Below are 16,371 nucleotides of genomic sequence, written 5' to 3' on the forward strand. Positions count from 1 at the left end.
CTGTATTTATCATGGCTTGCCAAGCAATACCAAATACCCCATAGGTAATATTTTGTTCTTTGTCAATATTGAATATATTGAATACATCAAAAAATATGTTTAAGTTGAGTGCTTCGACGTTTCCAATTGCAAATATGAAAATTGATATGAAAAATAATAGGGGTAAAGTCCAGCCTTCCAGCCATGCGGTCAATAAAACTAATAAGATGATGGTGAGTAATGCTGAGATGTCAAAAGGAATATAGTGTAGATAAGCACTGCTCAGTAATGCGGCGAATAAAAGCGGAACTGTTAAATGTAATTTGAATACAGCCGTATATTTTTCATCGATTTTTTTTAAATATTCAGGTAGGTAATGTGCTCTATTAGCTAAGATTGTGAGGAATACAAGACTTAAAATCAGTGTATAGACAATACCTGTCAGTAACTCATTTTTGTTGGTGAAAAAAAAACTGTGGGATATCGCAGCAAATGGAATAGTGATATAGGCAATAAATGCAGCGAATTTAAAATTATCATGAGGATAATCCCGCTTAAGTTTGCTGACAACATCGTTGTATATCTGTTTGGTTTTCATTTTATTATCAATAGTGTCACTTTTTTAACGAATCGTTTTAACGCAATAATTTAATTATTATGCTAATATTTTAGCACACCTAAAAAATGATTGTAAAATTATAAAAAACCATTGACATGATTAATTTAAGAACTATACTTTATATTAAAGTCGATATTTATACATAATATTTATAGTATATCTCTTTAATTCAATTTTAAAAACGTAAATTTATTTATCTTCAGGAAAAGCAGGAATATATATCCTGTAAAAAATTAAACAATACGACTTGATTTATTGTTTGAATCACCTAGGGAGATAATTATGCTTTCATTGTCAGCAGTTTTTGCGCCATTGGCTATTTTTACTCATGCCAAAGTTAAACAAACAAGAATACCTGAAGTTACTATCAAAAAAGTGGCTGAAGTAACCCAATCGATAAAAGGCCCTTACTTACGAGGTCGGGTTAAGTTTAAAGACAGATATTGTTATGCTTTCTGTCAAGACTCAATCGTTATCTGTCGTGGTGAGCATGTTGAAGTCTTAGAAGACAAAGGGACATTTTTAGTTGTAAGGCCTCTGATTCTCACATAAGTAACCTTCCATGGTGCTAGTAGCATGGTGCTGCTGGCATTGTTTATCATCTATTTAAAAGCTATATATTCTTAGTTTCTCTAATCCCAATTGTTGAGTTTTCAATATAGAACTAGTTTGAAGTCTTTATCAAGAAAATAAAGAGGCATGGTTGACAGAGGTATTAGGTTTGGAAAATGGGATACCATTACATGATACATTCGGTCAGGTATTTTTGATGATAAAGATAGAGCAATTTAGTGAATGCTTTAGCCGTTGGGTAAGAGATTTAAGTAAGTTAAGTGAAAGGGAAATAATATCCTTGGATGGAAAATGTTTATGCGGAAGTATAGACAAAGCAACAAACAAATAAGTGATATACATGGTAAGTGCATAGTCGGATCAGAATCCATTGGTATTAGGACAGCAAAAAGTAGATGATAAATCAAATGAGATAACAGCGATTCCAAAATTGTTAGAACGGTTAGACATAACAGGTGCTGTGATTACGATGGATGTAATGGGATGTCAAACGGCTATCGCGGAGCAAATCATTGAGAAACAATTTAAATCTAAAAACACCTGCCCTGAAGTGGGTTACGAAAGTTATAATGGCGAACATGGCCGTCATGAAAAACAGGCAGTTAGAGCAACACCCTCATTGGACAAACTTAAAAAGCATTGTAGCACTCACGGCTGAACGTGAATTAAAAGGTAAAGAAGCCCGCTACTTTATAACTAGCCTAGATGCAACAAACCCTCAATATCTAGGACATATCATTCGTGCTCATTTGGGTATCAAAAATAAGCACCTTGGGATACTAAATACTTAATTGAAATCTTGATTAATAACACTCAATTATCTGATTAATATTGATCTTATCCTAATTATTTTTTTAATTTGATTGCCCTGATAAGCAGGCATCTAGCCATACTAAACGATGATCGGAACTAATATCTTTTTTGTGATGATGGTGAATTTCAATTTGTTCAACAAGATATGATAAAGGGTCTTTTTTAACTGGCCAAAATACTCGACTATCCCAAACTTTTAAATTTTTTGATGGCAATACATAATCAACTCGTAAACCCCAACTGGCCGTAGATGCGTGAGAAGCCATGTTTTTATTACATTCTTCTCCTCCCTGGCTAAATGGAATACAATGCTCTTGTTGGATTTTTACATGAATTTCAGGATGTTTCAATAATTGCGTAATGGCATTATCAAGGCTTTCACCATGCTCTGGATCAGCATTCAAATCTCCCATAATCACAAAATAATCATCAGGCTGTAAGCCGCCTTTTTGTCCTTTATCATCATAAATATAGGCACTGGTTTCAGGCAGAACATAATCAGCAAACAAGCGAATTTCATCATGATTACGCAAAGTATTCCGTTTTTCACTACCGTCAAAAGTCGGCGGCGTTGGATGAGCGGATAAAATATGTACTGTGGCTTCAGGAAATTCAATCGGTACATCCACATGATTTTTAGACGATAAACGCATAATGTCTAATTTTTCATCCGAATACCAAGCCTCACCTGTTGCAGGATATATCGGTAATTTTGCATTTGGCATGTCTTTCCATAAAAAATGCTGAAAAGTACGTACATTCTCTATTTTTATTGGATATTGCGACAATACAGCGGAGGCATATTGCCCTTCAAAAAAACCGAATCCAAACGCATCACCCGGACTGTTAATGCTGCCATCATTATCTAAATCCATACCTGAAGGCGTACCCGCATTAGAAGGCACTAAATAAGTATAAGGATATTGAATTGGAGTCGCACCATTCTGACTTATGGCTAAATAATTCTTTTGAAACAAGGACAAAGCAATACCTTGTAAATCATAATCAAATTCTTGTAAAACCAAAACATGGGGTTGAGTACGCTGGATAATTTCGGCAATCGCACGGGCTTGAGTATGATTTTTAGTAAATAAGTCAGAGATTAACTCACCGGCATGTTGTCTGGTCAAAGCAGTATTAAAAGTAGCAAAACGGTATTTATTCGGTGGGTAATGAGTCATAGACAACTTTTGGTAGGTTATTAGATTGGTTAGCTTTTAAGATTTAAGTCAACCAATCTTTATATGAAATGTATCGCCACGCGATTGCTACTGTTGTTCTAGCAAATATTTATATGGCTGCAAACGACGTAATGCTTCTTTTTTCCAGCGGTCGGTCTGATTATTTTCTTCTAAAGCGGTTAAACGTGAATGACAAAAAATTTGCAACAGAGCTGGCCAACGTCCACTTTGTTCTAAAATCCATGCAACATCTTGTTCTGGGAATGGAATTGGTGAGCTAAGGATTAAATCTAAGGCCTCATTTTCTTCCAATTCATCTAAGAAAAATACATGTCCAAAAATATTGAAAAAAGGCGATGGTCTATGATGGTCAATCATTAATTCTTCAGGGGCTTGGTGTGCCGTCATCAAAAATCCAATTTTACCACCCGCATGATTGCTGCCTAATGAACGTAAACCCCACCAAAATTGTTCGTCTAATTCAGGGGCTTCTAAACCTGCACCAATTTCATCTAATAATACCAATGTTGGAATTTCTAAATAACTATCAATAATTTCCATAAACCCGACTAAATCACAAGGTTCTGGTACAGGTAAATCCAATTCGACAAGAATATGGCGCAGTAAACTTTCTTGATAACACATACGCGGGTCTTGAAAATCAACAAATACCCATTGATAACCGGGGCTTAACCAATCATTGCGTTGCTTATCCCGTAATTGTTCTTGTGGAGTTTCGATAACACGACGCAAATAATGTAGTAATGATGTTTTACCACTGCGCTTTAAGCCAACCACAGCAATATGCTGCAATGGCATACAACGCCATACATCGAAAATACGCTTCACGACATAATCACGACCAAAAAACTGGCTAGGCTCAGTAATCGGAGGACCAATAATAAAAGGACTCCAATGTAGTGCCGTTAAAGATATGGGTAAATCTGTGCTATGCATAGATGTCGACATCCCCACAGGTGCAAATCCTGCTGCAATTAATAGTTCGTCTCGTTGCTGAGTATTCAGTCCTAAATAGACTGCACAGCGTAACACATCTTTACTCAGACGTGGATGTAAAACTTTACCATTTGACCAGCGTGCTAAAGTTTCACGGCGTAAATTCAAATCTTTAGCTAATTGGGTCACGCTCACTTCCATTTGCTGCATGTAGCGTGTCAGCAATTGTGCGAAGTTGGGCTTATCCGCTGGAGGACTAATTGTAAATAAATTTGTCATAGCTCGATGCAAAGTTAGGATTTCGTGTGAGTTTTTTGCTAAACTTAATTTAAATACGTTGGATAGCGTCTATAATTGTCGTTTCACGCTAGGAGAATCTCTAATGTTAAGACTGAGTATTTTAGTACTTTTTTACACTTTTATCAGCAGTGTTTATGCAGCCGACATGGTTGTGATCCGTGCCACGGATAATTCAGGTTATTCTAAAGGCCAACTGTTAAGTAATAATGTCCATGTACAGTTACCTGAAGAGGCGGAAATGACCGTTGTATTTTCAAGTGGCAAAGTGTTGACTCTGGATTCTAGTTTTAAAGGTTCGCTGACTGATCCGATTCAAACTAAGCATACTGCAAATACAGTAGATAGTCCTGCTCAATTAGTTGCTAGTCTATCAGACTTCTTGCATGAGCAGGCACACCATGAACCACCAACAACCCGTAAATCAGGTCAAGAACGTCCGTCAAGCGCATGGCAGGTTGATCTGAGCAATCGCAAACGTCATTATTGTGTTGCACCGTCAAAGCAAGTTATTTTATGGCGGCCTAGCAATTCAAGTAACACAGCGGGCACGTTGGAAATCAAACATACAGCCAGTAATAAACGGATTAAAACGGTATGGCCTGCCCACAAAACAACCTTAAGCTGGCCTAAAAAATTATCGGTTGTTTATGAAGATGCTTATAGTATTGAAGTGAAAAACTTAACAGGTCAACGCTTTTTTAAAAAATTAGTCTTGCATAAAATTCCTAACGATTTACCAACAAAGTCACATCAAGTGGTTTGGATGGTTGGACGTGGGTGCATTCCGCAGGCTAATTTGTTATTGGCAAGCTTGAAATAGAGTTGTGCTATAAATAGCAATCTGTGAATTGTGAATTGTGAATTGTGAATAAGGAGTCTGTTGGTATATTATCAGCAGACTCCTTTTTTATTTGATAAAGGGGTTGTTGAGCAAGATTACATTGCCATAGTTCAGCAAAAATGGCCTCAATTTTATGATATAAATCATAACCATGAACGAAACAGGTATTATTTAAAAGTAATGGAAATTATCAATGACACAGATATTTTTTATAACGCTCTATTTTTCAATAAATTTAAAATGCCCAATTAAAATATAAAAACCCTTTTTTTCAATCATTTACAATCTTAGATGATAGATATTTTCTACAAATTATCTGAAATATTGGGTTATAATATATTCTATTATTTCGGTGCTACAACAATATAGGCCAATCACTATGATTATTATTTTAGAGCCGCAAACTCACAAGGACAGCGATGAATACAAAGATATTCTCAAATACTTAGACAACTTGCCAAATATCAAGCATCGCCTACATGAAGAACATGGACAGCAGCAGATTTTGACAGAAATCTATTTAATTGGTGAAACTAAAGTATTGCCTAAAGATGAGATTGAAGCATTGGCAGGTGTTGAGCGTGTTGTGCGAATATCTCAAGAATACCGTGTGTTAGGTCGCCATGAAGATGATGACCAGCGGAGTTGTAGCTTTGAATATAATGGGGTGACTTTTAACCAAGATAATTTGAATATTTTTGCAGGCTTATGCGCGGTTGATAATCCAACTCATGTCGAAATGATGATGAAAGCATTGAGTGAACGAGGTTTGCAATGTACTCGAATGGGGGCTTATAAACCTCGAACCAATCCTTATTCATTCCAAGGACATGGCCATACTTGTTTAAATTATGTATTTGAATTGGCTGGAAAATATGGGCTTAAAGTGATTTCGATGGAAGTCACTCATGAACAACACTTGAGAGAAATTCAGCAAGCATTAGAAGAAACTGGGCATCCAACAGGTGTCATGTTACAAATTGGTACACGTAACACTCAAAATTTCGAGTTATTAAAAAATGTCGGTCGTCAGCAAGAAATGCCTGTTTTAATTAAGCGTGGTTTCGGTATCACTTTAGAGGAATCCTTGAACGCCGCCGAGTATTTAGCCAGTGAAGGCAATCGTAAGGTTGTATTTGGTTTGCGGGGCATGAAAAGCAATTTAGGCGATCCGCATCGTAACTTCGTTGATTTCACGCATGTGCCTGTCGTTAAACGCTTAACTCGGATGCCTGTATGTATTGACCCTTCGCACTCAGTTGGAACACGTCAAGCCTCTCCTGATCGCTTAATGGACCTGATGCACGCAACGGCTCAAGGTGTAGTTGCGGGGGCAAATATGATTTTAGTAGATTTTCATCCTGTACCAAGCAAGGCCTTAGTTGATGGACCTCAAGCTTTGCGTATTGAAGAATTAGACTGGTTTTTAGAAGATGTTCACATTGCCCGAGAAGCGTATGAAAAACGAGTGGCGTTAGCAGCAAAACAACCTGCTTAGAATAGATAAAAAATAATGTAATCGATTAAGGGCTGGTAACTTTTAAAAAGCTGCCAGTCTTATTTTAATTTATTTATTATTAAGCGAAGCGGTGCTTTATCACGTAATTAAGGGTCACAGGACAAATCATGCTAATGGAAAAACATTCCTTTGTTGATACCACTACGCATGTAGACTGCTGGAATTTTGATTTGGTCTGGTTTCAATTATTGTTCCTCTAAAAATTCAGAATCCCGTAAAAATAATGTTGAGCCACAATTAGGACACGCTGGAATAAAATCAGGCTGATAAAACTGTAGACTATGATTGCAATTGGCACAATATAATGTACCCGCACACGTAATTTCACCACATGTCCACTCTGTAGACAATTTAGCTTGTTCTGTCAAATGGTCTAGTTCAGTACGAGTTGGGTCTTCCATGATACTGAATAAATCAATAAAACGTTCTTCAAGCAGTGTCAAATCAAAACGTAACCAATCTACTAACTCATGTTCAGTTTCAACAATAACATGGGCTGCATCATGTAAATCGCGTTTAACATAATAAGCCAGTTTTTCAGCTTCTTCACGGGTTAATTCTTCAAACTCTAAGGCCTTTTCTTTTGCTCTGTCAATACGCTCAGCCAAGGTGTGAGGCGTTTTGGGTGATTCTTTTACTCTTGAGAGCATTTGTTCATAGGCAGGAAGTAATTTATCGTTTTGCATGAGTCAATGTCCATTTGATGTGGGTATGTATAAGTATAAGCGGCAATAGGCTGTGGGGCAAAAAGGATTAAGTCAGTTCCGAAAAACACTCTCTTTGTTTATCAGTATGAGACTCGAGTTGTACGCTGTGCATAATCGCTTTTCCTTGTATTGCTATCTAAAACATAGTGCTTTCTCAAATACTATCAATATACAATAATTAACTTTGTTCTTGTACGCAGCTTGGTTATTATAATGTTATTGCGTATTTCAGTTGGGCTTGCAGCAATGAGTGAAAACAATAAATCAAACAATACAACAATAATGAATTTTTATCATGATGTGAATGACTCGAATATTAATACAGGTCATTACAGTCAGCAGCAATCTGCAATTCATACCGTATCGCCCACACCTGCTAATTCTATATTGCTGGATGGATTGGATGAGGTGCAAATTGAATATCGAGATCAGTGTGTTGCCGCGATTAACCAGTTTGCCTGTACTTATGATTTGGGTGGTTTAGCGGTTTGTTGTCGGATTACGGAATATAAAGCGTTATCTCAGCGTTTGAAATTTGGTTTTGCTGTGCGATTAAAGCATTTAACCCAGAGTCAAATTCAAGCTTATTTGCAGCAAGCAGGGGAGCGTTTTTCTAGTTTAAATCAGTTATTACAACAAGATAAAAAGTTAAGAAAATTAGCTCGTTCGCCTTTTATGTTGAGTGTGATGAGTTTTGCTTATGAAAATATGCCGATTCAAGAAGTGCAACAATCTCAAGCATCTGATTTAAAGCAACGTCAGAGTCAGTTATTTGATGCTTATATCGAGCAAACTCTGCAAAGAAAAGGCAAGTTGCAGCCTGATGAGAAAGAGGAAATCAAACATAAATTAAGCTGGCTAGGATTCCAAATGCAGCAGCATGGGCAATCTGTGTTTATGTTGGAGAATGTACAAACTTCTTGGTTAAGCTGTACTGGACAACAATGGAGTTTTGCGCTGATTTACGGGCTGATTATAGGGATGATTGGAGGACTAATAGATGCAGGTTTGGAAAAGCAATTATCTAAAGATAAAGTACAACCAAATCAAGGTATTCGTTTCACTCTTAAAAATTCGCTGGTTTTAGGTTCTGTTTGGGGTATTTTATTTGGCTTATTAATGGGCAGTGCAATGTGGGTATTGGTTTTAAATAATCATACTCTTGCAACCAATTTATTCATTGGTGTTAGTGTAAGTATTTTTGGTGGTTTTCTTTATTATGGGGGAGGCTCTATTATTCAACACTATAGCCTACGCTTAACTCTATGCTTGTTTAAAACTTTCCCTCTCAACGCTATTCCCTTTCTTGACCATTGCACAAAGCTGATTTTACTACGCCGGGTTGGTGGTGGTTATCTTTTCATTCATCGCTTATTGTTAGAACACTTTGCACAAAAATACCGTAAAAAATAGAGAGAACATTACTCTAAAACTCATGCAAATACATTTATTAAGTTGACCTTCTATGATTATTTAAAGTATATTTTCAATTGTTTTTATACTCTGATAACAACTTATCTCAGTTGTGTTGTCCCATTTTGTTTATTATCACCCTTCAATAAAAAGCCATGTCTGCCAAACAAACTCCAGAACAACGTTACCTCACTATTCGCAATATCACCTTAATTGGCGTAATTGGCAATATTCTGCTTTCATTTATCAAACTGGTTTTTGGCTGGCTTGGAAATTCACAAGCCCTAATTGCCGATGGTATTCACTCCTTATCTGACTTAATCAGCGATGCGGTTGTTATTGTTGCCGCCAAATGGAGCACCGAACAAGCTGATGATGAACACCCTTATGGACATGGCAGAATTGAAACACTGGCAGCGGTTATCGTCGGGGGTATCTTAATTTTTGTCGCAATACTGATGCTTTTTGATGCAGCACAACGCTTGTGGGAAGCAGAATATTTATTTATACCCACCATGCTCAGCCTCATCGTTGCATTTTTGTCGATTATTATCAAAGAAGCTTTATTCCAATACACTATGATTGCCGCAAAAAAAATCCGCTCGCCGATGCTCAAAGCCAATGCGTGGCATCATAGAACCGATGCGATTTCCTCAGTCATCGTTTTTCTCGGCATTATTGGCACTTTTGCAGGCTTCATGTGGTTAGATGCTGTTGCCGCAATTGGAGTGAGTTTCATGATTGCCCATGTTGGTTGGGAATTAGGGGTGCGAGGCTTAAAAGAATTAATTGATACCGCCTTAGATGCTGAAAAAGTCACGCAAATTGAACATAAGATCAAAGTAATTGATGGTGTTAGAACCTTGCACATGCTCCGTACTCGTTATATGGGTTCTCATGCTTTAGTCGATGTGCACTTATTGGTGAATCCACGGATTTCCGTCTCTGAAGGACATCAAATTGCCGAAACCGCGCGTCAAACCTTAATCGATGAATTTGAAGAAATTTCGGAAGTTATGGTGCATGTTGATCCTGAAAATGATGAAGAACATGCGGTTCGGGTTGACTTGCCATCGCGGATTCAAATCACTGAACAATTAAAACAATGTTGGTCAGGCATGATTGCAGCCGATGACATTAAACAGGTAACGCTACATTACTTAGGTGGGAAAATCAGTGTTGATGTTGTGCTACCAATGGACACCATGCAAAACGTTAATGATGCTCGTCAACTTCGCACTAAACTATGTGAACAAGCTGAAACTGTAACCTGTGTGCGTCGAGTACAAATATTTTTTCACTAAACTATGTATTTGACTGAACAGACAAAGGTCTGAAATTTAGCATATTATATTTCAATTATGAGAGTAGATTTCTCTACCATTTTGCCTTATGATGCTATTTAAATTTCGGTGAATTGAAGTATACAGCTCATGATTCCAAAAGCTTATCGAACTGCACTTATTTTATGTATTTTACCTTTATTTCTCTCAGCTTGTGGTATTGCACAAAAAAAAGACCCCTTTGAGAAGTTTAACCGCGCCATGTATGACCTAAGTAACGACTTAGATATGATGGTGGTTAGGCCAGCGGCAGAAATCTATAAGGCAGCATTACCAGACCCTGTTGATAAGGGTATTAGTAATTTTTTTAGTAATTTAGGTGAATTAACCGTGATTACTAATGATGTTTTACAATTCAAGTTTAAACAAGCGGTTGAAGATACGGGTCGTTTTGCGCTCAATTCAACAGTGGGTATTTTAGGCATTCTTGATGTTGCCACTCGTTTTGGACTTGAAAAGCATTATGAAGATTTTGGACAAACCCTAGGTGTTTGGGGAGTTGGACAAGGTCCTTATCTGTACATTCCGGGGGTTGGCCCATCTACAATTCGAGATGTAGCAGGACGGACGGTTGATTTCTCAACTGATGCAAGAACCTACATGGCGGACTCCAGAACCAGCAATGTATCTCGAGCGACAGAATTATTTGATATTATTGATATGTCATATGCTGCGGAACTGTTGGATATTCGTTCAGATTTGATTGATATGGAAGCCATTTTAGGCTCAGCCGCAATCGATAAATATTCTTATATTCGTGAAGCCTATTTAAAACGACGCGAATATCTTGTTTATGATGGTGATCCGCCTCAAGATGAAGTGGATGAAGATTTTCTATTTGAAGACGAAGATGACGAGGAATTTGAGGAGCAAGAGTTTGAAGAAGACAATGCTGCCATAGAAACATCATCAACAAAAATTTAATATCATCATGAATCACTCAACACTGTATTCTCTTAAAATCCAAGTAGAACAGCTAATCCAACACTGTGGAGAGCTGTCTACTGAAAATCAGACCTTACAGACAGAGATTACAGAATTGTCAGAAGACAAAGCTATTTTATTAGAAAAAAATCGGATTGCACGTACTAAGATTGAAATGATGATTAGTCGATTAAGAGCAATGGAAATTGACCATGAGTGAAAGTGTGCAAGTCAAATTACATATTTTAGGTAAAGATTATGTGTTGGGTTGCCCAGAAACAGAACGCGCCACTTTAGTTGATTCTGCGACCTATTTAAATCGAAAACTACAAGAAGTCAAAGACGGCGGAAAAGTAGTGAGTAATGAAAGAATGGTTGTTGTGAGCGCATTAAATATCATTCATGAGTACTTCCAATACAAAAATGAAACGGAAAAAGACCAGTTAAACCTAAATTCTGAACTTTTATCGCTACAAGACAAAATTTCGCTTGCATTATCGGATAGAAAGGAATAAATTTATATCCAAGTAACAAGTGCTTTTGGTTTAAGGCATCCCCTCTTGTGTAGTTAGACAAGATCATTGAACCTAAACTCAAATATAGGGGACTGATATAGGTAGAGTTGTTGTGCATGCCTAGTTTTTAGGAAGCCTGATACTCTATTCGGAAGTCTCCCACCTGAACCTATTCGGTTCAAATCGTACGCTGCATAAGCTGGTGGATGCCTCTTAATTTTACCGCCCTGTAGGTTTAAGACTTACGGGGCTTTTTCATGTCTGAACACGCCTAATTGATAATGTTTCATGCAAACCACTTGAATTGTGTCATACTACAAGCCACACGATTTCTGTAAAGTGTACCTATTGAGGAGTTGTTATGCGCACAATTGCAATTGTTGGTGGAACAGGTTTTGTCGGTAGGCAGCTTGCCAGTGTATTAGCCAAGCAAAATTGGCACATTAGAATATTAAGCCGTAATAGTGAAGTCAAACGGGATTTATCTGTACTACCCAATGCAACACTACTCAATGTCGATTATAGTGACCAAAATGCGCTTAATACCGCTTTAAAGGGTTGTGATGTTGTTGCGAATCTTGTGGGTATTTTAAACGAGTCTGGCCGTGATGGCAGTGGTTTTCGTAAAGCCCACGTTAATCTCGCAGAAAATGTGATTACAGCATGTCAGGCCAATCAAATTAAACGCCTATTGCACATGAGTGCGCTCAATGCGGATGCAGAACAAGGTACGAGTCATTATTTGCGTACTAAGGGTGAAGCCGAAAACATTGTTCATGCTGCTGAAAATATCCATACCACCAGCTTTAGGCCTTCAATAATTTTTGGTATTGAGGACTCCTTTTTCAATCGGTTTGCCGCCTTACTCAAAATCTCCCCCATGTTGCCGTTAGCCAGCCCCAACAGCCGCTTTGCTCCAGTTCACGTTACTGATGTGGTCAATGCCGTGGCAAATAGTATTGATGATAAAAACACTTATGACCAGCGTTATAACTTATGCGGTGCAGAAGTGTATACATTAAAACAACTGGTACAAATGACAGCAAATATGATGAGGATCAAGCGTATTATCGTTGGTTTGCCACAATGGGTGGGTAAAGTCCAAGCAAATATATTTGAATTTGTGCCGACTAAACCGCTGTCGGTTGATAATTTAAACTCACTCAAGACCGATAGTGTATGCGAATGCAATGATTTAATTGAACAGCTTGGGATAGAACCACAAACCATTAAAGCCATTATGCCACGCTATTTCGCTCAGCAGAGTTACAGAGAGCAGTATGATAGCTATCGTAGTCAAGCCAGACGTAATTAAATAAATGAATTATTTTGATGTAGAGTCTTAACTTACTCTGCATCAGCCAGTAAAATCTTTGTGCATAATTTTACAGTTTACCATTCCAGCAAATACATTCATGATACAAGCCGAATTACAAGCAAAACCCCTATTTTCTAGCCTTAATCATCAGCAATTAAGTCAGCTATGTGCTGCAACGACAACCATTCAATTATCTGCACATAGTCATTTATTTCATCAAGGTGAGCAAGCTCAATATTTTTTTGTGGTCAGAACAGGACAAGTAAAGCTCTATTTAGTTTCAGCCTCTGGCCAAGAAAAAATTATTGAAATTATCCAAACAGGCCAAACCTTTGCCGAAGCTATTATGTTTATGCAGCAAGCGACAATTTACCCCGTCAATGCAGAAACATTGCAAGATACTGAACTGTTACGCATACCCAATCATTTGTTTTTGCAAATTTTACGTGACTCTCCTGATACTTGTTTTAGTGTCATGGGCAATTTAAGCCGACGATTACATGGCTTGATTACAGAAATTGATAACTTGAGTCTACAAAATGCAACCTATCGGGTCGTCCATTTTTTAACCCAGCAATTGCCTCCAGAAGTGAATGTGGAGCAGCACATCGTATTGCCTGTTTCTAAACAAACCTTAGCTCTACGCTTGTCTATCACCCCAGAAACATTCTCCCGAATTTTAAAAAATCTGACCCAAGCAGATATTCTCAGTGTTAAAGGTAAGAACTTAACCATTCATCAACCACAACAATTACGTAATTATGGTATGAATGAGATTTAATCATAATTTAGCATTAAAAATAAATACTTGAAAAACATCTTGCATCTAAGCTTATATTTGACATAAGATTAGTATGGTCATTGGCATTTTATATTTATCACTTATCTCCAACAGATAACAATCTAGCATTGGTAATTGTTTGTCGTTAATTGTTATAATCTTTCGATCATGCCAAAGGCGTTTTACTTAACAGTGCAAATAACACGAGATACATTCTAGGAATAAAATATGGCAGAAAACATTTTGGTTGTTGACGATAGTCGCGTGTCACGGATGCTTATTCGCACTATCATCGCACAAGCAAAACCAGAGGCAAACGTAATTGAAGCCAGTAACGCAGAAGAAGCTTTGCAAAAAACCGAGCAAACATCTATTTCTCTTGCAACACTTGATTTAAATATGCCCGGTATGGACGGTTTATTACTCGCTTCAAAATTAGTAGAACGTTTTCCTGCTGCCAAAATTGGTTTGCTCACGGCCAACATTCAAGAAGGTGTCCGTCAAAGGGCACAAGCACTTGGAATTGGCTTCATCTCTAAACCTATCACTGAAGAAAAGATTCTTAACTTTATCAATGGCTGACATACAGTTAACTCCTCTACAATACGATGCGATTACCGAATTACTTAATATCGGTATGGGGCAAGCTGCGGCTTCTTTGAGCGAAATGGTAGGAGAAGAAGTTAAACTTTCTATTCCTAGTGTTGAATTATTACCTCGCTATATTGCTGCTGAACAAATTGAAATACACTCAAGCAATCGAATTGCTGCAATTAAACAACATTTCAACGGCCCTTTTTGGGGAGACGCACTACTACTCTTTGCAGAAGATAAAAGTATCGAGTTAGTTAAAACAATAATTAAAGAGGACTTGCCGCTTGAATTACTAAAAGAATTAGAGCGGGATGCTTTGCTCGAAATTGGTAATATTATCTTAAATTCTTGTTTAGCCAGCCTTGCCAATATTCTAACTCATGAATTACATAGTGATTTGCCTACATTTGTTTCAGGCTCAGCAAATGATATTTTAAAAGGTACGCAGGAAAATGATTTAGTCATGTTTTTACGTATGGACTTCTCACTCAAGACTAAAGAAGTTGATGGTTATGTGGCCTTTGTACTCGAAATTCCTTCCATTGAACGCTTTATTCATAGTATTAATAACTATTTAGGTGTCATTACTTCTGCTGCATAAAAACTTGAAACTTTGCTTAATTGGCTCTAAGTTTCATTAAAAGTAGGTAACAAAAGTAGAGGATAAAAACTTGTTAACGACACCTTTTGCATTAGATAATATTTATTTGGTAGGGCCTATGGGGGTTGGAAAATCCACCATTGGGCGCAAATTGGCTGAACGTTTTGACTTGACATTTAAAGATAGTGACCATGAAATTGAAGAACGTACGGGAGCGTCTATTCCTTTAATTTTTGATATTGAAGGCGAGGACGGTTTTCGTAAGCGTGAACAAATGGTCATTGATGACCTCACACAAATGTCCCAATTGATTTTAGCCACGGGTGGCGGTGTTATTATCAACCCAGAAAATCGTCGTGCGCTAAAGGAGCGTGGATTGGTTGTTTATCTACATGCTTCTGTGGATACTTTGTTGGAACGTACTGCATTTTGTCGCAATCGCCCATTATTACAAACTGAAAATCCACGGGCACGTTTAGAAGAATTGATGCAAATACGTCATTCACTGTACCAAGAAGTTGCAGATATAACCATTGAAACAGGTGATAAAACCATCTTGCAAGTTGTCAAAGCGATAGTAAAACGGATTAAACGGCTACAAAAATCATGAAAACCTTAACAGTTGATTTAGGTAACAGAAGTTATCCTATTTTTATTGGTCAGCATTTGTTAGCGCAAAAACAATTAGTCACACCTTATGTCAAAGCAAAGCAAGTGATGATTGTGACAAATGAAACCATTGCACCTTTATATTTAGAACAAACACTGGCTTTATTTAGTGATTTTCAGGTTGAGCAAGTGATTTTGCCTGATGGGGAAGAATATAAAAACCTCACGGTACTTAATAATATTTTTGATGAGTTATTGACTCGGCGTTGTGATCGTCAAGTGACTTTGGTTGCACTCGGTGGTGGTGTTATTGGAGATATGACAGGGTTCGCAGCAGCTTGTTATCAGCGTGGTGTGCCTTTTATTCAAATCCCAACGACTGTTTTATCTCAAGTCGATTCTTCTGTGGGTGGTAAAACAGGTGTGAATCATCCACAAGGTAAAAACATGATTGGGGCATTCCATCAGCCACAATGTGTGTTAATTGATACTGAGACATTGAAAACCTTAGAGCCGCGTCAACTCAGTGCAGGTTTAGCCGAAGTGGTGAAATATGGACTGATTAATGATGCTGAATTTTTCAATTGGTTAGAACAAAATACCCAAAACTTATTAAATCTTGAGTCTGACGCGATTGCGTATGCGGTGGAGCGTTCTTGTTTAGATAAAGCCAATGTCGTGGCACAAGATGAAAAAGAAAAAGGTATGAGAGCTTTACTTAATTTAGGCCACACGTTTGGTCATACGATTGAAGCAGGTATGGGTTATGGGCAAGTATTGCATC

General features: G+C 37.6%; 18 protein-coding genes and 1 pseudogene. 15 read left to right on the forward strand and 4 right to left on the reverse strand.

Annotated elements, in window-relative coordinates:
• Positions 1-577: hypothetical protein (locus ABXH34_RS12565; protein ID WP_353572233.1), on the reverse strand; the 577-nt coding region annotated here is incomplete at its 3' end.
• A 303-nt stretch (positions 578-880) separates the two neighbouring features.
• On the opposite strand from ABXH34_RS12565, the gene ABXH34_RS12570 reads away from it, so the two are divergent.
• Both ABXH34_RS12570 and ABXH34_RS12575 read left to right on the forward strand, forming a co-directional pair.
• Complete coding sequence (locus tag ABXH34_RS12570; RefSeq protein WP_353572234.1) at positions 881-1,150, forward strand: NfeD family protein; 270 nt, start codon at positions 881-883, stop codon at positions 1,148-1,150.
• A 169-nt stretch (positions 1,151-1,319) separates the two neighbouring features.
• Positions 1,320-1,829, forward strand: a pseudogene (locus ABXH34_RS12575) (ISAs1 family transposase).
• A 196-nt stretch (positions 1,830-2,025) separates the two neighbouring features.
• Here the strand turns inward: ABXH34_RS12575 and ABXH34_RS12580 are convergent.
• Positions 2,026-3,165 (reverse strand): endonuclease/exonuclease/phosphatase family protein, encoded by a 1,140-nt coding sequence (locus ABXH34_RS12580; protein WP_353572235.1) that lies wholly within the window; start codon positions 3,163-3,165, stop codon positions 2,026-2,028.
• Positions 3,166-3,252: 87 nt separating this feature from the next.
• A complete protein-coding gene (locus ABXH34_RS12585; protein WP_353572236.1) occupies positions 3,253-4,401 on the reverse strand; it encodes a helix-turn-helix domain-containing protein in 1,149 nt (382 codons plus the stop codon).
• A gap of 103 nt (positions 4,402-4,504) precedes the next feature.
• Between ABXH34_RS12585 and ABXH34_RS12590 the strand changes: the two genes are divergently transcribed.
• Positions 4,505-5,242 (forward strand): hypothetical protein, encoded by a 738-nt coding sequence (locus tag ABXH34_RS12590; protein WP_353572237.1) that lies wholly within the window; start codon positions 4,505-4,507, stop codon positions 5,240-5,242.
• A 400-nt stretch (positions 5,243-5,642) separates the two neighbouring features.
• On the forward strand, positions 5,643-6,761 hold the full coding sequence (locus ABXH34_RS12595; RefSeq protein ID WP_353572238.1) for a hypothetical protein: 1,119 nt from the start codon (positions 5,643-5,645) through the stop codon (positions 6,759-6,761).
• A 206-nt stretch (positions 6,762-6,967) separates the two neighbouring features.
• Here ABXH34_RS12595 and ABXH34_RS12600 read toward each other — a convergent pair whose 3' ends face one another.
• Positions 6,968-7,468: a zinc ribbon-containing protein gene (locus tag ABXH34_RS12600; RefSeq protein WP_353572239.1), complete on the reverse strand. Its 501-nt coding sequence runs from the start codon at positions 7,466-7,468 to the stop codon at positions 6,968-6,970.
• Positions 7,469-7,702: 234 nt separating this feature from the next.
• Between ABXH34_RS12600 and ABXH34_RS12605 the strand changes: the two genes are divergently transcribed.
• The 11 genes from ABXH34_RS12605 to aroB all read left to right on the forward strand — a co-directional run.
• Positions 7,703-8,902 (forward strand): NACHT domain-containing protein, encoded by a 1,200-nt coding sequence (locus ABXH34_RS12605; RefSeq protein WP_353572240.1) that lies wholly within the window; start codon positions 7,703-7,705, stop codon positions 8,900-8,902.
• A 155-nt stretch (positions 8,903-9,057) separates the two neighbouring features.
• Entirely contained in the window at positions 9,058-10,206 is a 1,149-nt protein-coding gene (locus tag ABXH34_RS12610; RefSeq protein ID WP_353572241.1) for a cation diffusion facilitator family transporter, read from the forward strand.
• 129 nt (positions 10,207-10,335) lie between these two features.
• The gene (locus ABXH34_RS12615; RefSeq protein WP_353572242.1) at positions 10,336-11,169 is read left to right on the forward strand and encodes an MlaA family lipoprotein; all 834 of its coding nucleotides are present in this window, start codon (positions 10,336-10,338) and stop codon (positions 11,167-11,169) included.
• 7 nt (positions 11,170-11,176) lie between these two features.
• Positions 11,177-11,389 carry a TIGR02449 family protein gene (locus tag ABXH34_RS12620; protein WP_353572243.1) on the forward strand — a complete coding sequence of 71 codons (213 nt, stop codon included), beginning with the start codon at positions 11,177-11,179 and terminating at the stop codon, positions 11,387-11,389.
• Positions 11,382-11,684: a cell division protein ZapA gene (locus ABXH34_RS12625; protein WP_353572244.1), complete on the forward strand. Its 303-nt coding sequence runs from the start codon at positions 11,382-11,384 to the stop codon at positions 11,682-11,684. Before ABXH34_RS12620 ends, ABXH34_RS12625 begins: the two co-directional genes overlap by 8 nt.
• A 361-nt stretch (positions 11,685-12,045) precedes the next feature.
• Positions 12,046-12,999 (forward strand): complex I NDUFA9 subunit family protein, encoded by a 954-nt coding sequence (locus tag ABXH34_RS12630; protein ID WP_353572245.1) that lies wholly within the window; start codon positions 12,046-12,048, stop codon positions 12,997-12,999.
• 100 nt (positions 13,000-13,099) lie between these two features.
• Complete coding sequence (locus ABXH34_RS12635; RefSeq protein WP_353572246.1) at positions 13,100-13,783, forward strand: Crp/Fnr family transcriptional regulator; 684 nt, start codon at positions 13,100-13,102, stop codon at positions 13,781-13,783.
• A gap of 228 nt (positions 13,784-14,011) precedes the next feature.
• A complete protein-coding gene (locus tag ABXH34_RS12640; RefSeq protein ID WP_353572247.1) occupies positions 14,012-14,365 on the forward strand; it encodes a response regulator transcription factor in 354 nt (117 codons plus the stop codon).
• Positions 14,358-14,978, forward strand: coding sequence for a hypothetical protein (locus tag ABXH34_RS12645; protein WP_353572248.1), 621 nt, complete (start codon positions 14,358-14,360; stop codon positions 14,976-14,978). Before ABXH34_RS12640 ends, ABXH34_RS12645 begins: the two co-directional genes overlap by 8 nt.
• Before the next feature lie 70 nt (positions 14,979-15,048).
• Positions 15,049-15,588, forward strand: a complete 540-nt coding sequence (aroK, locus tag ABXH34_RS12650) for a shikimate kinase AroK (protein ID WP_353572249.1) — start codon at positions 15,049-15,051, stop codon at positions 15,586-15,588.
• On the forward strand, positions 15,585-16,371 hold a 787-nt coding region (gene aroB, locus ABXH34_RS12655), incomplete at its 3' end, for a 3-dehydroquinate synthase (RefSeq protein ID WP_353572250.1). The genes aroK and aroB, both read left to right, overlap by 4 nt.

The sequence above is a fragment of the Candidatus Albibeggiatoa sp. nov. BB20 genome (genome assembly GCA_016744725.1).
Classification (GTDB): Bacteria; Pseudomonadota; Gammaproteobacteria; order Beggiatoales; family Beggiatoaceae; genus Albibeggiatoa.